The following is a 21165-nucleotide window of genomic DNA, read 5'->3' as shown; positions in this document are numbered from 1 at the left end:
CACCTGGGCGACAACGCAATGCGCAGCTCTGGAATGTCGCTCTCTCCATTAGAAACCGCATCCTGAAAACAGCGGAATTCTTTGATGATTTTGCACTGGAAAGTTCGCTGGAACCACGGCACGATACACAAAATCGAGGAGCGTTGAGCATGGCAAAAGGGTATTGGGTCGCACATGTGGATGTGGATGATATGGAGCGCTACAGGGCCTATATCGCGGCCAATGCAGCGCCTTTTGCCGAATACGGCGCCCGGTTCCTGGTCCGTGGTGGAGCCAAGGAAATCCGTGAAGGGCAGATGCGCAGCAGAACCGTTGTCATCGAGTTTGCTGATTTTCCGACGGCCAAAGCCTGCTATGACAGCGTCTCTTACCAAGATGCAAAGGCATTGCGTGACCCGGTGTCGACAGGGGATATGGAAATCATTGAAGGCTATGACGGGTAGTTCACACTTGGACAACCGCAAAATATGGGGTAGAATTGCCGTATGCTGAAAAAGTTCTTTCAGGCCTTCCGGCCCGACAAACCCGCTTTTCTACCCGACCCGGACGCTGAATTGGCGCTGGGTGCATTGCTGGTGCGGGTTGCCCAGTCAGATCGCGAATACCAGGTCGAAGAAATCAGCCTGATCGACCGTATTCTGGCGCGACTGTACCAGCACAACGCGATCGAAGCGGCCAAAGTCCGCGCGACGTGCGAAAAGCTGCACGCCGCCGCGCCAGAAACCGATACATTCGGCAAGTTGATCCGCGAAACCACCGATTTGGAAGAGCGGCTGGCCGCGCTGGATGCCCTGTGGGAAGTTGTGCTGGCCGATGATCAAGAACGCCAAGGCGAGCTGCGCATAGTCGAAGACGCGCGCAAGGCCATGGGGCTGAGTTATGCCGACAGCCAAGCAGCACGCGCACGCGCCCTGAACAAAGATCAAAACACCGACGGTTAACGACCAGAAACGGGAAAAAGAAAAAGAAATTTCACCCTTGGCGGGCGCAAAGAAGGCGTTAGTATTCGCGCCATGATAGCTGATTTTCTGTCCCGACTGCTGCAACCGAATCCGGCGCCAATGGCGGATTCAGATGCCCGTCTTGCTCTCTCTGCATTGTTGGTGCGGATTGCGCGTTCCGATCACAATTATGCCGCAGTCGAACAGGACCGGATCGACCGGATTCTGATCGCGCGCTTTGAGCTCGATATCGGCGGTGCTGCATTGCTGCGCGAAGAGGCCGAGGCATTGGAAGCCGAAGCCCCTGACACGGTGCGTTTTACACGCGCAATCAAGGAAGCCGTGCCCTATGAGGACCGCACCGGTGTGGTCGAAGCCATGTGGCAGGTCGCACTGGCCGACGGTGAAAGGGACGCCGCCGAGGACGCTTTGCTGCGTCTTGCAACCAATCTGCTGGGAATCAGCGATGTCGACAGCGCCCGCGCGCGCAAACGCATAGAGACACAACAATGATCGCACACCTTGGGATGTATGACCGCCCGGAAACCGCTGCTGCAAACGACCGGTTCTGGTCCGCCATTCAGGCCCATCTGGGCGCTGGTCCAGCAGCATTGACCAGGGATGTGGATTTCTGGGAGGTCTGGCACTCTCCGGATCTGTTGTTGTCCCAGACCTGCGGCATGCCCTATCGCACCCGTCTGCATGGGCAGGTGCAACTGGTCGGCACACCTGACTACGGGCTGCCTGGTTGCCCCCCGGGGCATTACTGCAGCGTTTTTGTCGCGCATAAGTCGGATCTTGGCAAAACCCTGTCCGATTTTGACGGCTCTCGGTTCGCCTATAACGAAGCAGTGTCACAATCGGGGTGGGCCGCCCCCAAGACCCACATGATGGATCTGGGTATTGCACCCGGCAGCCTTGTCGTCACAGGCGGACACCGCAATTCGGCGCAGGCGGTTTTTGAACGACGCGCCGATTTTGCTGCGCTGGACGGGCTGACCTGGGAACTGTTGCGTAAATATGATGATTTCGCCGCTGACCTGATCGAATTGGAACGGACGACACCAACACCAACCTTGCCTTTCATCACGGCTTTGGGGCGCGAAACTCCAAAAGTTTTCGACGCGATCAAAGGAGCCATTGCCGATCTGAGCCCCGAAGACCGCGACACGCTGCACCTGCGTGGTATCGTGTCAATTCCGGCAGAAACGTATCTGGCTGTGCCAACCCCACCAGCACCAGAACAATAATATGACACCCGCATCTGCACCGCAGCGATTTTTCAACAGGACGGTTGTTGTGACCGGCGGAAATGGCGGGATCGGATTGGGGATTGCCAAACGCTTTGCCAGCGAAGGTGCCCAGCTTGCGCTGATTGGTCGTGATCCGGACAAAGGTCGCATAGCGGTGCAGGAGATCGCGGACCTGGGTGCAGTGGCCCGTTTTTATCAGGTTGATCTGCGTATCGAAGCAGAAATTACGGCCGCAATTTCCCGAATTCAGGACGATTTCGGATCCCTGGATGTTCTGGTCAACAATGCAGGCTGCGGGTTGCTGCGCAGCCCGGTCACGCCCGAAACACCTCCGGCTGAACGCTGGGAATTTTACCGTGGTGCCAATCTGGACAGCACCTATCTGATGACTGCACATGCCTTGCCCTATCTGGCAAAATCGTCCGGGGCTTCGGTGATCAACATCTCTTCGACTGGGACACATCACGGAAACTGGGGCCTGTATGGCGCAGTCAAGGCCGGGGTCGAAGGGCTGACCCGCTCATTCGCCGCCGAAGCCGCCCCTATGGGAGTGCGCGTCAATGCCATTAGTCCGGGATGGATCGCCACTTCGCCTGAAATGGCCCGCGAGACCACCGGCGGCGACAGCCAGCCGCCTTCGCTGCTAAACCGCATGGGAAGCCCCGCCGAAATCGCGGGGGTTGTCGCGTTTTTGGCCAGCACTGATGCCAGCTTTGTCACCGGGCAGGTGCTGACGGTGGACGGGGGCATGATGACCATTGATTACCCATCACACGACATGCTTTCGCGCCATGGTGCCAAGGGGCAATCCAGCGCGTAACCATCATGTCGCGGCGGCTGTCTGGAGACGCCCAATTCGCTGATCCAGCCACGGTGCCCCTGCTCAATGTTCGATAAACTTCCGTTTTGTCGGTTTGACCTGCCAATCTGGCGAAATTCACCTAGGGTCAACCGTATTGCACATTGCATTGATCCGAAAATTGGGTCCAATAGGTGCGCAAAATCAAAACAAACAAGTGAAACTGCCCTTGTCTGATACAACACCTGTTCTGGAAATTCGCGGCCTGCACAAGGCCTATGGCGACCTCGAGGTCATCAAGGGTGTAGATATCACCGCACATAGGGGCGATGTCGTGTCGCTGATCGGATCCTCAGGGTCTGGGAAATCCACCCTGCTGCGCTGCTGCAACCTGTTGGAAGACAGCCAACAAGGGGATATTCTGTTCAAAGGCGAACCGATCACCTGGAAAGGCACGGCATTGAACAGGCGTCCGGCGGATCCCAAACAGGTCCTGCGCATTCGCACCAATTTGTCGATGGTCTTTCAGCAGTTCAACCTGTGGGCTCATATGACCATCCTGCAAAATGTGATGGAGGCTCCGGTGACCGTGCTGGGCCGCGACAAGGCCGAGGCGGAGAAATCCGCGCGTGCCTATCTGGAAAAGGTCGGCATCGGAGACAAATGCGATGTCTACCCCGCCCAACTTTCAGGCGGCCAACAACAGCGGGCCGCCATTGCCCGTGCTCTGTGCATGGAGCCCGAAGCATTGCTGTTCGACGAACCGACGTCAGCGCTGGACCCGGAATTGGAACAGGAAGTGGTCAAAGTGATCAAAGATCTGGCTGCTGAGGGCCGGACCATGTTGATCGTAACCCATGACATGAAACTGGCTGCAGATGTGTCTGACCATGTCGTGTTCCTGCATCAGGGCCTGATCGAAGAAGAAGGCACACCCGCCGAGGTCTTTGACAACACCACGTCCGAACGGCTGCAGGGGTTCCTGTCGGCCACCCGGCACTGACACCTCACAATCAACCAAACCAAAAAAATGGGAGTATAAACATGAAAAAACTGATCCTGGGCACCGCAGCCTTGGCGCTGAGCGCGGGGATGGCCATGGCCGACACCGTGCGCATGGGGACCGAAGGTGCCTATGCCCCTTGGAACTTTGTCAATGACGCCGGCGAAATTGACGGCTTCGAGCGTGAACTGGGCGACGAGCTGTGCAAACGCGCCGGCCTGACCTGTGAATGGGTCAAAAACGACTGGGATTCGATCATTCCGAATCTGGTGTCGGGCAACTACGACACGATCATCGCTGGCATGTCGATCACCGACGAACGTGACGAAGTCATCGACTTTACTCAGCCTTACACCCCGCCGGACCCATCCGCCTATGTGGCCCTGTCTGCTGATGTGGACCTGGCAGGTGGCGTTGTGACCGCCCAGGCCAACACCATCCAGGCCGCCTTTGTTGCTGAACAGGGCTGGACGCTGGTGGAATTCGCCACCCCCGAAGAAACTGTGGCCGCCGTGCGCAACGGCGAAGCCGATGCGGTTCTGGCTGACCAAAGCTTTCTCGACACGGTTGTTGGCGACGGTCTGGTGATGCTGGAACGCAAGGAACAGATCGGCGGCGGCGTTGGCATGGGCCTGCGTGAATCCGACGGCGAACTGCGTGGCAAATTCGACACTGCCATCCAGTCGATGAAAGACGACGGCACTCTGAACACCATGATCGCCAAATGGGAAGTTTCCTCCCAGTGGTAATCTGACCCCTGACGGGATCATTCGGGTCCGCGGCCTATGCTGCGGACCCATCCATATTCTCTACCTGCCTCGCGTGACGGAGCAGACAGACGAGGACAGGCCTGGCCATGTTTTCCTATTGTACGGATCCTTCGACGCTAGAAGGCCTAAGTTGGCTCAGCTGTTATCTGACCACGGGTAAACACGCGGGCCTTTATATTTCGGTCTTTACGGTTCTGGGACTGCTGGCGGTGACTGCACCGACGGCTTTGATGTTCGGATTTGCGGGCGCCAGCGCCGCCCGGTCCCGCATTGCCCCGCTGCGCTGGCTTGGCAAAAGCTATACCGCCATTGTGCGTGGCGTACCTGACATTGCCTTTTTCCTGTTCTTCGTGATTGCGCTGGACCAGGGGTTCGAATGGATCCGACACAAGATCAAATGCCCTGATTGGGATCAACCGATCCGCCAAGGCAGCGATTTTGTCGTCTGTGACATTGCCAAGATGCCCCTGTCGACCTCGCCGCAATGGATGCACGAAACCTATGCCTTTGTTTTGGCGGTTCTGACCTTTGCCATCGTGTTTGGTGCCTTTGCCGCCAATGTGCTGTACGGTGCCATGCGGGCGGTCCCACGGGCGCAGCTGGAAACAGCCGAAGCTTATGGCATGTCGCCACGCCAGACGTTCTGGCGGGTGTTGGTGCCACAGATGTGGGTCTTTGCCCTGCCCGGCCTGTCAAACCTGTGGATGGTGCTGATCAAGGCGACACCGCTGTTATTCCTACTGGGCATCGAAGACATCGTCTATTGGGCCCGCGAATTGGGCGGCACAAAGAACGCCAAATTCACCGACTATCCACATGGCGATTGGCGGATCTGGTATTTCCTGTTCCTGCTGGTGTTTTACCTTGCCTTTACCCGGATCTCGGAAATCGTTCTGGAACGGGTTATGGTCAAGCTGACCCATGGGCAGGCCACAACCGGTGGCGAAGCCCAGAGAAAGGCGGCCGTGTGATGAACATCCTGCCCCGCATGCCCTGCCCAGCCGTTCAAAGAGGCCGACCATGAGCTGCATTCAAACCATTCAGGATTATGGCCTGCGCGCGATCGGCATCGGCGAACGGTTGCTGCCCAAGGGTGACTATACTCTGTGCGAACATTTCACCCTGATCGGCTCGGGGATGATCTGGAACATCTATTTTGGTGTGATGGCGCTATGTACCGGCTTCTTTCTGGCCGTCGCGGTGGCCGTGGCCAAAGGCTCTTCCAATCCGCTGCTGCGCAAGCCGGCGGAATGGTTCATCTTCATCTTCCGTGGCTCGCCGCTGTTCATCCAGTTCTTCTTTGCCTATTTTTTCTTCCTGTCGTTGAAGCAATCCTACCCGTTTCTGGATGCGTTCACTTCGGCCTGGCTGGGGGCGTTAATCGTTCTGTTCCTGAACACGGCCGCCTATTCGGGAGAGATCTTTTACGGCGCGTTGCGCTCTATCCCCAAAGGCGACGTCGAAGCCGCAGATGCTTATGGGCTGAGCGGCTGGACCCGGTTCCGACGCGTTGTGTTCCCGACCATGATGCGGCTGGCATGGCCCGCCTATACGAACGAGGCGATTTTTCTGTTTCATGCCACGACGCTGGTTTTCTTTTCGGCCTTTCCCAGCTGGCGGCAAAAGGGCGATGCACTGTATTACGCCAGCTATTTTGCGGACAAGACGTTCAACCCGTTCATCCCCTACCCGATCCTGGCGTTCTATTTCATTCTGCTGACGCTGATCGTGGTCGGTGTGTTTGGTCTGGTTAATCAGCGCCTGAACCGGCATCTGCCCCAGGAACGCAAGGCCAAGCTGCGTATTCGGCCGAATCTGATCCGATAATCCAGCCATCGCGTTTACCGTTCGCGGCTGGCTGCGGGCTGTCTCACTTGGAGTGTGATCCGCGCCATGGATTACTGACAAAGGCCGAAATGACGAATACACCAAAACAGAAAGACGGATTGGACGCAGTTTTGCGGCGCAACCGGGTTCTGACCAGAAGCTGGTCGCAAACCTCTCTGGATGACGCAGGTTGTGTGCATCTGGCCAATGAATCAGGCACTGCTGTGCCCATATTCTGGTGCTTCAACACCGAACGCGAATTTCCAAAACTCGCAGCTGCGCTAGGTCCAGATCAGCCGCTTGCCGGAATGAGATCCCTGAACGGTGTCATTGACCCGTCCAAGGTAAACTCTTCAGTCGCCCACGATCTGGCAGAACATTTCGCAATACACTTGTTTCGACATTTTGGCACATCTCCCTGCGTTGTCGGTGGAAATTGCCAATCGGCCATCCTGGCCTATCGAACGGCGCTGTGTCTGCAGGCCTTGGGGGGGCAGGTGTTGCGGTTGGTAACTCTGGATGCAGAGGTGCGATATCCCTATCCCGGTCATGTGCACCTGTTGTTCGGACGCGATAGCACCAAAATAAATCCGTTCTATTCGACGCAGCCGGACCGCACCCAAGGACCGTTGAGAAATTGGTCCATTGCGTATGGATCCTGTGAATGGAGTCCGATTGACGGGCAGCACGCCCAGTATTTCCAGCCCGAAAACATCGTGTCCCTGGCCCGGGCCATTGTCGATCCTGGACCTGTGGTGCCCTCGGACATCGCCCGGCAACACAATTCGGCACCACAGCCTCCGGAAACCTGGCACGTTCTCAGCGATACCCCCGAAAATGTCACGCTGCGGGCACCCCGGTCGCATTCAAACGGGTCACTGGCCCTGGTTCCTGTGTGGGGCAAACGGGATGGATCCCTGTTTCGGATCAGTGATTCCGACTGGGTATTGGACCCGATCAATGCGCCGGATCTCCATTTCTGCATCCCCCGCCCCTCCGAACCCGGTCCGTGGCTTTTGTGGCCAGTGTTGTGCCAACACGGGTACGGACCGATTGATTGGCCATTTTCCCAATTTCAACCTTTGGAATTTGATTGACCTGAACCGGCTCTGCGTATTTGCTGAGGCAGGTTCAATGCAAAAGGAGAACCCCATGAAAATCGACCCAGCGAAACTGCTGTCGCTCAAAGTCCCCTCAGCCGGAAATGCCAAAGTAGGGTTTGAAACTGCGCCTGCAGCTCCTGCAAAGAAGGCATCTGCCAAATAAGTCTGAGGGTTGCCCTGGCATCCCCTGCCATCTGCTTTGTGTCGGCGCGGTGTCCACTGTGTTGCTTTCTGGCAAATTCCAAACTCTGAAACTCAATAGACCCAGGTGCGGTGTTTGAATTCTGCAATACTGATCACACCCGTTGACCGGAGAAGCTCATGAAAATCGACCTGAAAAAACTCCTTTCGCTTAAAGTTCCTTCGGCTGGTGCCGCCAAGGTGGGCGACGTTGAACCCGGCGCTCCCAGCTCTGCAACACGGTCGCGTTGACCCAATCGGTCGGGTAAACAATGCTGAAACCTGACCCTGGGTACACGGCGGCTATGGCCTCTGATGTCGACATGCGTCTGAAACAGGCGTTTACACATCTGGTTGTCGAAGTTTTGGATCTGCCACAACCAAATGGCGGATTTTCCGGGGCCCCGGCGGCACACGCTCTGCAAAATCTGATGCGCGAGGCAGCGCAGCGCGGAGATCTCGGCGAAATCCGTCGTCTTGTGGACGAGCACGGGGCCGTCCTGGCCCCCAACGCCGCGGCAGACATGGTGCGGGTCTGCCCATGGCAGGTCCCTGACTTGTCTGAATCCGAAAAAAACCTGCTGCAATCGGCTTATTGCGACGATATCGGACTGACCACACAATTAATGGCACCGGATCGCGCGAACCTTGCGCGGTTCCATACCGGCTTTGACCAGGTTCGCACCCTGATTGGCCAACATCTTCCGCTTTGGTGGCGGGAATTCGACACCCTGGTTTCAACAATCCTTGTCGCACAGCCCCAGAGCAACGCAGGCCGGTTTGGCGGGGCTTCGGCCTTTGCGGCCTGGGGTAGTATTCTGGTCAACCCGATTGGCAGAGCCGACCCGCTCCCCCAGATGCTGACTCTGATACACGAAAGCTCCCATCTGAAACTGTTTTACGCTTATCTGGACGATGAAATCACCCTCAACGACCCTGACGAACGCCATGGCAGCCCCTTGCGACAAGAAGGCCGCCCCATGAACGGTGTCTATCACGCAGCCTTTGTTCTGGCGCGGATGGTGGCCTTTCTGCAGGATCTCATCAGGTCTGATGCGCCATTGGACGGATTGGGGCCGAATGCCCGCGTCGCCCTGCAAACGGAAGCAACGCAGGCCATCACCGGATTTCAAACGGCCCACGCCGTGATCGAACAACATGCGGTTCTGACACAGCGCGGCAAGGAGATCATGGCAGAGGCTACGGCCATGGTGGGCGGGTACGAAAACGTGGATCCTGTCTGATGACCACGGCCGCCGACATGATCCTGGCAACCCTAGCGGACCGCCCCAATGCCGCTTTGATCGAACATCGCAACACATGGTATTCCCGGGGTGAATTTCTGGCGCGGGCCCACGCACGCTCGGCCATGCTGCATGGTGCAGGGGTCAAACCTGGTGACACTGTCATGATCATCGCCAGCGATACGTTATCGGCGCTGGATACTTTGATCGGGTGCTGGATCATCGGGGCTGCCGGTTGTCTTGTAGACTTTCGCACGCCGCCTAACCGGTTGACTGAATGGCAGGATCGTTTGACCCCCAAGGTTATCGTCAGCACCCGCCCGGTTAGGGGATTTAAGACGCTGGTTCAGGACATGCACCCGTCCCCCATGCAGGCACCCCGACACATCCATGAGACGGCTGGCGATGCAACCGCGATCTGGTTTTCCAGTTCAGGCACGACCGGAGCGCCCAAGCTGCACCCGAGGTCAGGCATAAATCTGGGCGCGACAATCGACTATTACAAAACGCGTTTGCCAACTCCCGAGCAGGGTGCGTCGCTCTGCGCCACATCAGTGGCCTATTCCGCCAGTTGCTTTCGGTGCCTCCGCAACTTGGCCAGCGGTAAACCCATCGTCGCCTTGGACCCTGTGCACCGGCTGGATGAGCTGGACGCCGCGCTGACGCGAGAAGATGTGTCGGACTGCAGCTTGCCACCGTCCACCCTGCGTCGTCTGACGGCCCTGTCTGGCTCCATTCCCCGGTACCCGCAACTTGCGCTTCTGGTCGCAGTCGGCGGCCCTGCGTCCCCCGATGACAAGGTCGCAACCGTGACGCGCCTGAGCCCCAATTTTCGCATGACCTATAGCGCCGTTGGTTTTGGCGCGATCTGCGTCATTCAAGGGCGTGAAATTCTGGAACGCCCAACCTCCTGTGGGAAACCGTTCGACGGGGTGCACGTCAGCATCAGATCAGGAGACCGGGTATGTACACGCAATGAAATCGGCCGCGTTCATGTCTCGTCCGACCAAGTTGAGGATGCCTGCCCCGGCGACATGGGATGGCTCGACGACGATGGGTACCTGCATATCACGGGGCGAGAGGAAGGTTTGCTGAGCCGCAAAGGCGTCAATTTTCCCGCCGAGCGCATCACCATGGCCGCACTGCGTTTGGCAGGTATCGAAGAGGCCGCGGTTCTGACCCAGCCTGACGCAGACGGCGGAGATGAAATTCATCTGATTGTTCAAAGCAAGATAACAGACACCAACAAAATCACTCGAGATTTACGTATTTTGCTCCCCGCAAGCGAGTTTCCTGATCACATCCAGATCCGGCCCTCCATCCCCTTGAACGTGGGCGGCAAGATCGACCTCAAAGGTCTCACAGACTTGGTCTTCCCTCTCAATGCAGACATGCCCCATGCATCGTGATTCAATAGCCAAACTGGTTCGTACCGCTTTCGCCACAGCGTTGGACGTTGAAGTGGACAATACGACCGACTTTTTTGATGCGGGCGGCGATTCTCTTGCGTCTGAACAAGTGATCGTAACCCTATCCGAAACATTGGCTGTCGAGCTGCCCGGCTGGCTGTTGTTGGATCACCCAACAATCCCTGCGCTGACGGGGGCCATTGCTGATTTGTGTGGCTCCAACGATCCGTGCTGATCCGATCAGGTGAATGGGCGTCAGGGCTAAGTCTCCGGGCCTGTTCACCACGTTCAGGCAGGTTTGCACCAGCTCCTGTGGCGTGCCGGCTATGGCACCACGGGGGGAATGAGCACAGAAATTCATAACTTTTCCGGCCATACCGGCCGTCTGAATTTCACGGGCGCCATTTCTCGGGTTGAAAGGTCAGCCAACAGCCTCCCCGCAGCAGCGGTATTCTCATCTCTCAATTCTCCGCGAAACAAACTCTCCCACACACACTGCGCGATTTGTGCAGTGTCTTACTGGCGCATATAATAACCGCCACTCCTGCGTTCTGATCTGCCCGAATTAGGTCTCCCGCGTCGGTGCGGCCTGCGCCGGATATTTCAGTTTCACCCGGTCAATGAACCGACTGGTTATGCCACGTCGATCCAGGTCTTCATGCCCGCCGCCTGATGTCCCAGCATGTGACAATGCAGCAGCCATTTTCCCGGGTTGTCGAACACGCACAGGATATCGCGTTTTTCGCCTGGATTGACCAATGTGGTGTCTCGGAATGCACCCAGATCCCCGGCGTCGTTCAATTCGAAAAAGTGATGCCCGTGCAGGTGGATCCCATGGGCAAACCGGGTGTCATTCATCAAGGTTATGCGCGCGGTCTGCCCACGCTCAAACCGGTGAAACGGTATATTGGTCAAACCTGATTGCCCATTGAACGCCCAGATATCAGTCTGCGACCTCATCGCTGAACTCATGGCCCCTCCCTGCATGTTCAGCTGCAGAATAGCCATCTGTTCCAGATCCGGGGTCGGCATCCTATTGGGCGGCAAAGCTGTGATCCGACCGGAACGCCTGTTAGTGTTCTCGCCGTCAACCAGGATCTCACCCAACGCATAAGGGCCGTCGCTCACCGGAAAATCGAACGTGACCCGGTTCGTTGCCGTGACATCTGCAATGATGTCCACCCGTTGTGCCGGAGCAAGAACAACGTCCGTTATTGGCTGTGGCGTTGGCAACGGCATTCCGTCCAGCGCAACAATTTTGCCCTCAAGCCCCCCCAGGTCGATCGGGAAAATCCGATCGGTGGCCACGTTGATCAATCGCAGACGCAGACGGTCGCCGCGGCGCACTGGACTGTCAGGATCAATCAACGCCCGGGCAAAATTTCCCAACCGCCCCTGATGCGCCTGATCGTGCCTGTTGTCGAACCCGGGAGCCAATGCGCCTTCCTCCGTCATCCGCCAATCGTCGATCAGGACGATCAGTTCGTGATCGACATCGGGCGGCGATGTCTCTTCGACGATCAGCGGGCCGTACAGGCCCTTGGCCACCTGTTCCCAAGATCGGTTGTGGGAATGATACCAAAAGGTGCCCGCATCCGGGACCCGCAGGCGATAGGCAAATTCCGCGCCCGGTTCGACAATGTCTTGCGTTAACCCCGGCACTCCATCCATCGCGTTATCAGAGCGCACCCCATGCCAGTGCACCGCCGATCCGTCCTTGATTTGGTTTCGGAACAGAAGATCCAGGAAATCTCCCTGTCGAACACGCAGCGCCGGACCGGGTGTCGTCCCGTTGAACCCCAGCATGGGCGTCGGCGGGAAATCGTCAAACAGAATTTGGGCCTCGACCGGGTGTGCCACCAATTCAACCCGTACCCCGGCCCAACTGATCCGCGGGGCAACTGCCGCTCCGGTCAAAGCTCCCAGAAAATGTCGTCTTTTCATGTTGGCCCTCATGTTGGAAGTGTCAGAACGCTGGTCAGCGTCGCGGTTGTCGCCAGAATGGCAAGAATGACGCCCGTTTCAATTTGAACGGACCGGGCCATCCGGTCCGCAGCCTTTGGCTGTGCCGCCAACATCGCGGGAACAAGCCGCAATTTGTTGGCCGCGGCAAAAGCCAATACCACCCCAACCAATGCCAGCTTGATCAACAGGGTCAGCCCATAGCCGGACGTGATCAGCATCGACAGGTCTCCCAGCACGCGCCACACCATCCATAGGCCCGCCAGAAACAGAACCGGTACGACGACCGATGCGACCTGACCAAAGAGATGCCCAAGCCGGGCGGCGCGCTCCAGATGGTCGTGATGACGGCACAGGTGATGCAACGGACCCAGCACACCAAACCAGAAAGAAACCCCTAGCAGGTGCGCAAACAGCGTGAGACGGATACCCAACTGACCAGCATCGGGCACATGCCCTATCTGGGTAAAGGACCACAACGCCAGCCCCCCGCCCGCCAACGCAATCCACATTCCAACATGCGGCACAAACAACCCACCAAGCATCAGGAGACTTCCGGCAATCCGATACGCCAATGCATCTCCAACTGGCGTTGACCACAGCAAACCCAGCATTTCAGGGTCAATCATCCCCCCTGCACCACCAGTAAGCGCCGCACCGCGCAGCATGAAACCCGCCATCGCCGCGACAAGCGCGAGCGCCGCCAAACCACCGGCTTGCATCCGCATCCGATTGCGGATGGGCGCGACTGAACCTGCAAAGACGGCACCAATCAGCACCAAACCCAACGCCCCGGTCACCCCGATGTACAGCGCCAGCTTGGCCATGATTGCGGCCATACTCCATATGTCCGGCATGGCTATTCCACCGCAAAGGTAAAAGTGCCCGTCATGGCGTGCCCATCCATGCCCAGCCCGCGCCATTCGATGCGATAGACGCCCTGGCCCAGGCTCTGGAGGGGCACGGTGAAACCACGTCCAAATTGGGTTTGACTGCCCAGGTCCAACGGCACCGCTGCTCCGTCCTGATGGCTCAGCACGACCCGCGTCAGACGGATATCCTTGCCAAAGGTCAGGTCGATCTCGGCAGGAGCGCTCGCCAGAACGGCACCATCTGCCGGAATCGTGGTTTCAATTTTAGAATGGGCAGATGCACCTGTCACCAGAATGGTAAAAACAGCACCGATTGCAAAATACTTCATGAGCACTTCCTCATTCAATTCCGTTGGCACGTTGCAAGGTGCGAACATAGTCAATGACCATAGCCACATCACCCCGGGTCAACCCCACTACAGGTGGCATATCGCCAAATTGCCAATGGTGGCTTTTGACACCCCCAGCGACAGCCCGTTGAAAAGCCTCGTCGCCGTGGTGGCCAGGCTCATAGATGATATGCACCAACGGCGGAGCTACATTCTGGATCCCGGCCGCATTTTCACCATGACACGCCGCGCAGGTATTTTCAAAGATGCTTTGTCCGATCGCCGCGGTGCCCTCGAGCGGAGGAATTTGCACGGAAACCATGGCATCGCCAGCAACGACAGGTATCGCGGCGGTGTGTTCGGGTGCTCCTGTTTTCAGAAATACAAATGCAGCCACAGCCGCTCCTGCACAAACGCCGAGTGTGATGATTTTGGGGTTCATTTTGGATCCTAACCAATTGAAACTGGATTTGATCGCATCAAATTGTGCAACCATTTCAAATCGCCCACCTTGTTGGAAGGTGACGTCAGATATCAATTTCAAGCGTTAGGTGGTCTGGTCGGAGTGGCCAATCGCGCAGGCGTCCAGGACCGGGCCTGCTGCCAGACCAGTGCAGCATCAAGCCGAACGGCAACATTGGCAAAGGCCTGGGGCAGGACCATCAGCGCTGCGCATTGGAGCGCGCCGCATTCTGCCGACTTGCTGGGATCGGATCCGCCATTTGGGTCATTGGCCTCGGCATCATTGAGCTGTTCGGCGCTCTCGGCATGATCTGGCGCACTTTGCAAATGCATATGCGTGTCACAATGGCCTGCGACACATTCATTCGCCCATGCATGTGCTGTGTTGCCCAGCCCTGTCAACAGGACCAAGACAACAAGAGACATCACAGAGATCAGACTTTTCACATGAGCCATTGCCACAACTTAGGTGGAATGCGGTCTCGGGACAAGGCAGATCACCAAACCAGTCGGTCACTGACGGAAACCAGGTCAGTATCCTTCTGCCAGAGTTTTGAGCTGATCCTGCCCAAGCATATTGGAACTTGTGTTGGGACAGGTTCAAGGATCTGCGCCACTCCATCAGACCCAGTCGGGGTAGGATTGCATCATGCTTTGAACGTCCAAATCACTTTGGAACGCATCCGGGTTTCTGTTCATCATTTCCTGAATGAATGCACGCCTGTGGCGCGCATCCTCCGGATCATGCTCTGATCTGTGCGGGACACAGGGGAAGAGGGCGAGCTTTTCGCGAATTGCATGCATCCGGGTCCAGGCTACGGGGAAAGAGACTGCAAACGACAACATGACCGGCTCCCTTCAAATTTGATGATATGGCCCCCAGAATACCTGCCTGCAGACGTTTGTGGTATCGCACCAGCCATTGTGCCATTCTACAAAAATGAAGAACGGATTTCGCAGCTGGTCGGACGTTCGGTTCTTTCTGATGGTTGTTAGGGAAGGATCGACGCTGGCGGCGTCAAACAAACTGGGACTTGCTCAACCGACAGTCGCGCGGCGTATCGCAGCGCTTGAGAGCGAGACCGGACTGATCCTGTTCGAACGGGATACTCGCGGTTTTCGCCCGACAGAACATGCGCGCCTTCTCATGCCATTGGCCGAAGCGCTTGAAAAAGCGGCCTTGGATTTCGAAGCGAAGGCTGTGGAGTTGACCGCTGTACAGCCAATTCGCATCACCGCCTATTCCGGGAATTTCTCTCCTCGTATGACTGCGATCGTGAACGAGTTTTCAGCGTTGCATCCAAAAGTCACCTTTGAATTCTTACCTGCTGTCAAGACGCTGGATCTGTTGGCGAACGAAGCCGACATCGCCTTGCGTTTGGTGAGAGCCGAACCAGACGACCGTCTTATCTGCCGCAAGATCAGCACCGCCCGTTGGTCGCTTTTTGGTGGGCACAGCTACGCCGAGACATATGGCTTGCCAGGTTCGCCCGACAGATTGGCGGGCCACAAATTTGTGACATTCGAACGCGACGACGTGCCAAATGTTTTCCATGAATGGCTCGTGCGTCATGTGTCACCGGATCAGATTGTCATGTCATTCAGCGAATTGGAGCTGATGCATGCCGCTATCCGGGCGGGTCACGGCCTGGGGATCAGCAACGTCAAACTGATGGAAACAGACCGGACGCTGGTTCGTTGTTTCGATGAAATCAAGGAACTCGCCGCACCTCATATGTTGCTCGCGGCCCCCCAGGCCTATAAACGCCCCGAAATCAAAGCGTTCATCAAATTCTTTGCCCCGCGTTATGCAGCGATATTCAAGTGAATTCCCAAATGTGATCGAGCCTGAGTGCCCTGTATTCTTGAAAATCGGTTCAGGCGTTCCTGCCCCAATACCCAGTGGCCTGGCAGGCGAACGCAACCTGTCTGTGCCCGTGGTCAATTTCCTTTGACTTTGGGCAATAATCTTCCTTTTACTTTTGATGCCTGACACATTTCTTGCGGGGATGTTTGCTTGAAAAAATACGCTCTGCCAAACTTGTCTCAGCTCCACACATTCGAAGCCGTGTCCCGCCGGATGAGCTTTACCGCGGCGGCGGATGAATTGTGCCTGACCCAAAGCGCTGTCAGCAGGCAGATCAGAAATCTGGAGACCGACATTGGTCGCCCCCTGTTTCTACGCAGGCATCGTGCCATTGATCATACCCCAGATGGCCGTCGATTGTTCGATGCGGTCACGCGGGGATTGGACGAGATTTCGGTTTGCCTGAACCAGATGCGCGCAACCTCTGAAACACCCCAAATCACCGTCGCGGCCTCTGTCGCCTTTTCCTATTATTGGCTGATGCCGCGATTGGAGCGGTTCAGTGAAGAATTTCCCGACATTGACCTGCGCATTCTGGCAACCGATCAGTTGGTCGACCTGTGTCGGGGCGATGCGGATGTTGCTATCTTGTATGGCGATGGCAATTGGGAAGGCGTCGCAACCAAAAGACTGTTTGGCGAATCCGTCTATCCGGTGTGCAGCCCAGAATACCTGCTGGCCCATCCGGACTTGAAACAGGCTTCTGATTTTCTGGACCAGACCCTTTTGCATCTGGATGGCGGCGGCAACATCTGGGGCGCGATCGACTGGACTGTCTGGCTGGTTCAACAGGATGTCTTGGGGCAACCTGTGCGCCGGGGCATTCGTCTGAACAGTTACCCGATGGTTTTGCAAGCGGCCGAAGCCGGACGTGGGGTGGCATTGGGGTGGAGCTATATCACAGACCCGATGATCGAAGACGGGCGGCTGATCTGCCCCTTTGGCATACCATTGCAGACCCGATACAGCTATTACGTTGGCACATCTCAGGTGGCCGTTTCCAACCCTGCGATTGCCAAGTTCTTTGGCTGGGTAATGTCCGAAGCCGAAAATCAAATGCTCTTCGCATGATCTGGGGGAATGCATTGCATTCAAAATGACTGTTTGAGAAACACCGACAAAGACCACCAGATGAGCCCCATGATACGCATGAGGTTCCCGAATGTCCGCCGTCGCCACACGCAAACCAAGCCGCCGAAACAAAACGGCTGTTCAGCCTGCCCCGCCCATTCGGCCCGGAATGGAGGGAGGACAATACAAGCCCTTTACCCAGCCTGATCTGGAACGCGTTCACGCGCTGGTCCTGAAGCTTCTCGAGGATCTGGGGCTGTCCCAGATAACCCCCAGCCTGGAGGCGCGCGCCATCGAGGCCGGATGTTGGGTTGACGAAAACGGCCGCCTACGGTTCCCGCGTGCTCTGGTCGAAGATGTTATTGCTCGCACCCGGCGCAAATTCACCCTGCATGGGATTGACCCGCGCCACGATCTGGAAATCGGCGGCAAACGGGTTCACGCGGGGACAGGCGGTGCTGCTCCAACAATCATGGACTTTGACACCGGAAAATATCGCGAAAGCACAGTTGCGGATCTCTATGACGTGGCGCGATTGGTGGATCGGTTGGACAATGTGCATTGGTACCATCGTTCGATTGTCGCACGTGATGCCAAATCGGTTTTGGACCTGGATATTAATACCACCTACGCCTGCCTGGCCGGAACCACCAAATCCATAGCCGTCAGCTATACAGATGCGGCCAGCGTCAAGGCCGTGATTCCGATGCTGGATGCCGTTGCCGGGGGGGCGGGTGAATTCCGGAAGCGGCCGTTTTGCACTGCAGTCTGTTGTCATGTCGTGCCCCCCATGCGGTTCGCCACCGAAAGCTGCGATGCGCTGGAAGCCGCTGTTGTTGCAGGGATGCCGATCCTTTTGGTCGCCGCTGGTCAGGCAGGCGCAACCGCCCCTGCCGCCCTGGCCGGGGCCGTCGCCCAGGCCTGTGCCGAGGTGCTGGCCGGGCTGGTTCTGTGCAACGTAATCGACCCCAATTGCCGGGCAATCTTTGCCACCTGGCCCTTTGTTTCCGACCTGCGGACCGGCGCGATGTCCGGCGGCTCTGGTGAACAGGCGTTGCTATCTGCAGCCTGCGCGCAAATGGCTGGGTTTTACGACCTGCCCAATTCTGTGCCCGCGGGAATGACCGACAGCAAGCTCCCCGATATGCAGGCAGGCGGCGAAAAAGGATATACCATCTCTCTCGCGGCCCATGCAGGGGCGTCGATGATACATGAATCCGCCGGAATGCAGGGATCGCTGATGGGCACGAGCCTGGAAAGCTATGTGCTCGACAATGACCTGTTGGGGGCGATCCTGCGCACGGTCAAAGGGGTAGAAGTAACCGAGGATACACTCAACTTTGACGTGATCCGTGATGTCGTGATGGGCGAAGGCCACTATCTGGGCCACCCGCAGACCTTTGAGCGGATGAAAACCGACTATCTCTATCCCGACATAGCCGACCGCCGCAGCATCAGCGAATGGGAAGAGGCCGGTGCACGCGATGCTCGGGACGTCGCGCGCGATACCGTGCGCAGGGTGCTCAGCGAACATTATCCCAGCCACATCCCCGAAGCTGTCGACACACAGCTGCGCGACACCTTCAACATCATTCTGCCCAAGGCGCGCATGCGCCCCGGAAACGGCGTCTGGTAACACCCGTCAAAGAAAGGAATTCATCATGCAATCTCGGGCAAAAGTAGTGATCGTTGGCGGCGGCATGATGGGGGTAGGTCTCGCCTATCACCTGGCCGAAGAGGGTTGGTCAGACGTGGTGCTGATCGAAAAGGGCGAACTGACTTCGGGCTCGACCTGGCACGCGGCAGGGCAGTGCCCCAGCTTTATCAGCAACTACAATATGGCCAAGATCCACCATTATTCGAACACGCTCTATCCCAGGTTGGAGGAAATCACCGGGCAGCCTGCCGGTTGGCATGGCTGCGGCGGTATCCGACTGGCAACCACACAGGAAGAGGTGGATTGGTTCGCCCATGTGGCCGGGTTCTCGGCCAATGTCGGTTTCCACATGGAAGTCATAGGTCCTGACCGGATCAAGGAATTGAATCCCTGGATCAAAACCGATGGCATTCTGGCCGGGGCCTATACCAACATGGACGGCCATGTGGACCCGTCCAGTGCCTGCAACGCCATGGCCGCTGGTGCCCGCCAGATGGGGGCCACCATCATCCGCCGTACCCGGGTCACGGACATCAACGTTCTGGCATCCGGTGAATTCGAGGTGGTGACGGACACCGGCAACATTCGGGCCGAACATGTCGTGAATGCCGCCGGGTGTTATGCGCGCGAGGTGGGGAAATGGGTTGGCGTGGAAACTCCGATCACCAACATGGAACATCAATACCTGGTCACCGAACCTTTGGAAGAGTTCAAAGGATCAGACCGTGAACTGCCCGTCATGCGAGATCCCGCCACAGCGGGGTATTACCGTCAGGAACAGAATGCAGGCCTCGTCGGCATCTATGAACACTATGGCAGCCGCGAAGCCTGGACTGGACGTGGCGGGTTTCCCGAATGGCATAGCGAAAATGAGCTGTTCGAAGGAGACATAGACCGGATAGCGCCATGGCTGGAAAAAGCGCTGGAACGGATGCCGATCTTTGCCAATGCCGGGATCAAACGGATCATCAATGGTGCGATCCCCCACACGCCAGATGGCAATCCACTGGTCGGCCCCACGCCGGGGTTGCGCAATTTCTGGCAATGCTGCGGAGCTGCAATTGGCATTGCGCAGGGGGCGGGCACCGGGAAATACCTAGCGCAATGGATGGTGCATGGTGACGCCGAAATCAACATGCACTGTGTCGATCCGCGCCGTTTTGGGACCTACGCCGATCCGGAATATACCCGCGCCAAAAGCTTTGACGACTATGAAAACATGTTTGAAACGCCCCTGCCCGGCCGTGAAGTCCAGGCCGGGCGACCAAACCGCATCACGCCCCTGTTCGATCGGCTCAGGGCCAAGGGTGCCGTCTTTACAGAAGTGTACGGCTGGGAACGCCCAAAATATTTTGCACCCGACGGGTTCGAAGAGAAACTGCAATACCGCCGCAACTCTGTCTTTGATCTGGTCGCCGCAGAATGCCGGGCCGTGCGGGATCGCGTCGGCATCATGGATCTGTCGAGTTTTGCCAAATTCGAGGTGACTGGCATCGGGGCCGAGACACTGCTGGACCATTTGACGGCCAACACATTGCCCAAACGCATGGGCGGCATCTCCCTGAGCCATGTTCTGTCCGACGGCGGTCGGATCGAAGGTGAATGGACCATCACGCGTCTTGGTGACGATCGGTTCTATGTCCTGTCGGGGGCCGGTGCCGAACAGGTGGTTCTGGATCAACTGACCATGGCCAAAAGTGATGACGTGACCATCCGGAATGTCACCGATGATTTTGGCATGTTGGTTGTGGCCGGCCCGTGCGCACGTGATGTCCTGGCTCCGCTGGCGGATGCGGATCTAACCAATGCTTCATTCCGCTGGCTCACCGGGCAAGAAATTGAAATCGCCGGGATTCCAGTACGTGCCTTGCGGGTCAATTATGTGGGGGAACTGGGCTGGGAGCTTCATGTGCCGATGACAGAGTTGGCGCAGCTATACGATGCAATCTGGACCAAAGGTGCCGCACATGGCATTGCCGATTTCGGCATTCAGGCGGTGAATTCGCTGCGTATGGAAAAGGGGTATCGCGGGTACGCATCTGAGCTGACCAATGAAATCACCCTGATCGAGGCCGATTGCACCCGGTTCTACGCCCCGACCAAAGGCGCCTTCAAAGGCCGTGCGGCGACAGAGGCGGTGCGACGACAGGGCATCACGACCAAATTGGTTTACGGCGAAGTCGCGGCCACCGATTGTGACATCTATGGCGGCGAGGCGGTCATGCAAGGAGAAACTGTAGTCGGTGTCTGCACGTCTGGCGGTTACGGTCATGCCACAGGAAAAAGCCTGGCTTTTGCCTATATCGATCCCAAATGCAGCGACGGCCTTGAGGTGATGATACTGGGAGAACGCCGGGCGTTCACCTTACATGGCGCGCCGGTCTGGGATCCGACCAATGCGCGACAAAAAGCCTGA

Annotated in this window: 22 protein-coding genes; 17 read left to right on the top strand and 5 right to left on the bottom strand. The window is 57.3% G+C overall.

All coding sequences use genetic code 11. The features are described 5' to 3' along the window. The first annotated feature begins 149 nt into the window (after positions 1 to 149). The 13 genes from K3727_03775 (at position 150) to K3727_03715 (ending at position 10764) form a co-directional block, all read left to right on the top strand. Positions 150 to 443 (top strand): DUF1330 domain-containing protein, encoded by a 294-nt coding sequence (locus tag K3727_03775; GenBank protein ID UWQ91932.1) that lies wholly within the window; start codon positions 150 to 152, stop codon positions 441 to 443. A 42-nt stretch (positions 444 to 485) separates the two neighbouring features. Continuing rightward, positions 486 to 941: a TerB family tellurite resistance protein gene (locus K3727_03770; protein ID UWQ91931.1), complete on the top strand. Its 456-nt coding sequence runs from the start codon at positions 486 to 488 to the stop codon at positions 939 to 941. Positions 942 to 1013: 72 nt separating this feature from the next. Next, positions 1014 to 1454, top strand: coding sequence for a TerB family tellurite resistance protein (locus K3727_03765; GenBank protein UWQ91930.1), 441 nt, complete (start codon positions 1014 to 1016; stop codon positions 1452 to 1454). After that, the gene (locus tag K3727_03760) at positions 1451 to 2191 is read left to right on the top strand and encodes a PhnD/SsuA/transferrin family substrate-binding protein (GenBank protein ID UWQ91929.1); all 741 of its coding nucleotides are present in this window, start codon (positions 1451 to 1453) and stop codon (positions 2189 to 2191) included. The genes K3727_03765 and K3727_03760 overlap by 4 nt, the downstream gene beginning before the upstream one ends. Position 2192: 1 nt before the next feature. Continuing rightward, positions 2193 to 3014 carry an SDR family oxidoreductase gene (locus K3727_03755; GenBank protein ID UWQ91928.1) on the top strand — a complete coding sequence of 274 codons (822 nt, stop codon included), beginning with the start codon at positions 2193 to 2195 and terminating at the stop codon, positions 3012 to 3014. Between the two features lie 208 nt (positions 3015 to 3222). Continuing rightward, positions 3223 to 3996, top strand: coding sequence for an amino acid ABC transporter ATP-binding protein (locus tag K3727_03750; GenBank protein ID UWQ91927.1), 774 nt, complete (start codon positions 3223 to 3225; stop codon positions 3994 to 3996). A 41-nt stretch (positions 3997 to 4037) separates the two neighbouring features. Then, positions 4038 to 4745 carry a transporter substrate-binding domain-containing protein gene (locus K3727_03745; GenBank protein ID UWQ91926.1) on the top strand — a complete coding sequence of 236 codons (708 nt, stop codon included), beginning with the start codon at positions 4038 to 4040 and terminating at the stop codon, positions 4743 to 4745. Positions 4746 to 4852: 107 nt separating this feature from the next. Continuing rightward, the gene (locus tag K3727_03740) at positions 4853 to 5737 is read left to right on the top strand and encodes an ABC transporter permease subunit (GenBank protein UWQ91925.1); all 885 of its coding nucleotides are present in this window, start codon (positions 4853 to 4855) and stop codon (positions 5735 to 5737) included. Between the two features lie 49 nt (positions 5738 to 5786). Then, positions 5787 to 6593 (top strand): ABC transporter permease subunit, encoded by an 807-nt coding sequence (locus K3727_03735; GenBank protein ID UWQ91924.1) that lies wholly within the window; start codon positions 5787 to 5789, stop codon positions 6591 to 6593. An 89-nt stretch (positions 6594 to 6682) separates the two neighbouring features. Then, positions 6683 to 7690: a hypothetical protein gene (locus K3727_03730; protein ID UWQ91923.1), complete on the top strand. Its 1008-nt coding sequence runs from the start codon at positions 6683 to 6685 to the stop codon at positions 7688 to 7690. A gap of 458 nt (positions 7691 to 8148) precedes the next feature. Continuing rightward, a complete protein-coding gene (locus K3727_03725; GenBank protein UWQ91922.1) occupies positions 8149 to 9120 on the top strand; it encodes a hypothetical protein in 972 nt (323 codons plus the stop codon). Beyond that, on the top strand, positions 9120 to 10529 hold the full coding sequence (locus K3727_03720; protein UWQ91921.1) for an acyl--CoA ligase: 1410 nt from the start codon (positions 9120 to 9122) through the stop codon (positions 10527 to 10529). The genes K3727_03725 and K3727_03720 overlap by 1 nt, the downstream gene beginning before the upstream one ends. Beyond that, the gene (locus K3727_03715; GenBank protein UWQ91920.1) at positions 10519 to 10764 is read left to right on the top strand and encodes an acyl carrier protein; all 246 of its coding nucleotides are present in this window, start codon (positions 10519 to 10521) and stop codon (positions 10762 to 10764) included. Before K3727_03720 ends, K3727_03715 begins: the two co-directional genes overlap by 11 nt. A 398-nt stretch (positions 10765 to 11162) precedes the next feature. Here the strand turns inward: K3727_03715 and K3727_03710 are convergent, their stop codons facing one another. The 5 genes from K3727_03710 to K3727_03690 form a co-directional block, all read right to left on the bottom strand. Continuing rightward, positions 11163 to 12473, bottom strand: coding sequence for a multicopper oxidase family protein (locus tag K3727_03710; GenBank protein UWQ91919.1), 1311 nt, complete (start codon positions 12471 to 12473; stop codon positions 11163 to 11165). Between the two features lie 8 nt (positions 12474 to 12481). After that, positions 12482 to 13348 carry a CopD family protein gene (locus K3727_03705; protein ID UWQ91918.1) on the bottom strand — a complete coding sequence of 289 codons (867 nt, stop codon included), beginning with the start codon at positions 13346 to 13348 and terminating at the stop codon, positions 12482 to 12484. A 2-nt stretch (positions 13349 to 13350) separates the two neighbouring features. Beyond that, positions 13351 to 13692, bottom strand: a complete 342-nt coding sequence (locus K3727_03700; protein ID UWQ91917.1) for a copper resistance protein CopC — start codon at positions 13690 to 13692, stop codon at positions 13351 to 13353. Between the two features lie 10 nt (positions 13693 to 13702). Continuing rightward, complete coding sequence (locus tag K3727_03695) at positions 13703 to 14134, bottom strand: cytochrome c (protein ID UWQ91916.1); 432 nt, start codon at positions 14132 to 14134, stop codon at positions 13703 to 13705. Positions 14135 to 14232: 98 nt separating this feature from the next. After that, entirely contained in the window at positions 14233 to 14580 is a 348-nt protein-coding gene (locus K3727_03690; protein ID UWQ91915.1) for a hypothetical protein, read from the bottom strand. A gap of 514 nt (positions 14581 to 15094) precedes the next feature. Here K3727_03690 and K3727_03685 point away from each other — a divergent pair. The 4 genes from K3727_03685 to K3727_03670 all read left to right on the top strand — a co-directional run bounded on the left by K3727_03685 (position 15095) and on the right by K3727_03670 (position 21165). Continuing rightward, entirely contained in the window at positions 15095 to 15982 is an 888-nt protein-coding gene (locus K3727_03685) for a LysR family transcriptional regulator (GenBank protein ID UWQ91914.1), read from the top strand. Positions 15983 to 16171: 189 nt separating this feature from the next. Then, positions 16172 to 17092 (top strand): LysR family transcriptional regulator, encoded by a 921-nt coding sequence (locus K3727_03680; protein UWQ91913.1) that lies wholly within the window; start codon positions 16172 to 16174, stop codon positions 17090 to 17092. Between the two features lie 91 nt (positions 17093 to 17183). Then, on the top strand, positions 17184 to 18728 hold the full coding sequence (locus K3727_03675; protein UWQ91912.1) for a trimethylamine methyltransferase family protein: 1545 nt from the start codon (positions 17184 to 17186) through the stop codon (positions 18726 to 18728). Between the two features lie 25 nt (positions 18729 to 18753). Continuing rightward, a complete protein-coding gene (locus K3727_03670) occupies positions 18754 to 21165 on the top strand; it encodes an FAD-dependent oxidoreductase (GenBank protein ID UWQ91911.1) in 2412 nt (803 codons plus the stop codon).

The sequence above is a fragment of the Rhodobacteraceae bacterium M382 genome (assembly GCA_025141015.1).
Classification (GTDB): Bacteria; Pseudomonadota; Alphaproteobacteria; order Rhodobacterales; family Rhodobacteraceae; genus Aliisedimentitalea; species Aliisedimentitalea scapharcae.
This window is presented reverse-complemented; position numbering and strand designations above follow the sequence as displayed.

Bases quoted from the DNA above. Each gene is read 5' to 3' on its own strand.
- K3727_03700 (UWQ91917.1), bottom strand. From the start codon at position 13,692: ATGAAGTATTTTGCAATCGGTGCTGTTTTTACCATTCTGGTGACAGGT.
- K3727_03735 (UWQ91924.1), top strand. From the start codon at position 5,787: ATGAGCTGCATTCAAACCATTCAGGATTATGGCCTGCGCGCGATCGGC.
- K3727_03755 (UWQ91928.1), top strand. From the start codon at position 2,193: ATGACACCCGCATCTGCACCGCAGCGATTTTTCAACAGGACGGTTGTT.
- K3727_03760 (UWQ91929.1), top strand. From the start codon at position 1,451: ATGATCGCACACCTTGGGATGTATGACCGCCCGGAAACCGCTGCTGCA.
- K3727_03670 (UWQ91911.1), top strand. From the start codon at position 18,754: ATGCAATCTCGGGCAAAAGTAGTGATCGTTGGCGGCGGCATGATGGGG.
- K3727_03775 (UWQ91932.1), top strand. From the start codon at position 150: ATGGCAAAAGGGTATTGGGTCGCACATGTGGATGTGGATGATATGGAG.
- K3727_03745 (UWQ91926.1), top strand. From the start codon at position 4,038: ATGAAAAAACTGATCCTGGGCACCGCAGCCTTGGCGCTGAGCGCGGGG.
- K3727_03730 (UWQ91923.1), top strand. From the start codon at position 6,683: ATGACGAATACACCAAAACAGAAAGACGGATTGGACGCAGTTTTGCGG.
- K3727_03675 (UWQ91912.1), top strand. From the start codon at position 17,184: ATGTCCGCCGTCGCCACACGCAAACCAAGCCGCCGAAACAAAACGGCT.
- K3727_03705 (UWQ91918.1), bottom strand. From the start codon at position 13,348: ATGCCGGACATATGGAGTATGGCCGCAATCATGGCCAAGCTGGCGCTG.
- K3727_03720 (UWQ91921.1), top strand. From the start codon at position 9,120: ATGACCACGGCCGCCGACATGATCCTGGCAACCCTAGCGGACCGCCCC.
- K3727_03690 (UWQ91915.1), bottom strand. From the start codon at position 14,580: ATGTCTCTTGTTGTCTTGGTCCTGTTGACAGGGCTGGGCAACACAGCA.
- K3727_03685 (UWQ91914.1), top strand. From the start codon at position 15,095: ATGAAGAACGGATTTCGCAGCTGGTCGGACGTTCGGTTCTTTCTGATG.
- K3727_03695 (UWQ91916.1), bottom strand. From the start codon at position 14,134: ATGAACCCCAAAATCATCACACTCGGCGTTTGTGCAGGAGCGGCTGTG.
- K3727_03765 (UWQ91930.1), top strand. From the start codon at position 1,014: ATGATAGCTGATTTTCTGTCCCGACTGCTGCAACCGAATCCGGCGCCA.
- K3727_03770 (UWQ91931.1), top strand. From the start codon at position 486: ATGCTGAAAAAGTTCTTTCAGGCCTTCCGGCCCGACAAACCCGCTTTT.
- K3727_03710 (UWQ91919.1), bottom strand. From the start codon at position 12,473: ATGAAAAGACGACATTTTCTGGGAGCTTTGACCGGAGCGGCAGTTGCC.
- K3727_03740 (UWQ91925.1), top strand. From the start codon at position 4,853: ATGTTTTCCTATTGTACGGATCCTTCGACGCTAGAAGGCCTAAGTTGG.
- K3727_03715 (UWQ91920.1), top strand. From the start codon at position 10,519: ATGCATCGTGATTCAATAGCCAAACTGGTTCGTACCGCTTTCGCCACA.
- K3727_03725 (UWQ91922.1), top strand. From the start codon at position 8,149: ATGCTGAAACCTGACCCTGGGTACACGGCGGCTATGGCCTCTGATGTC.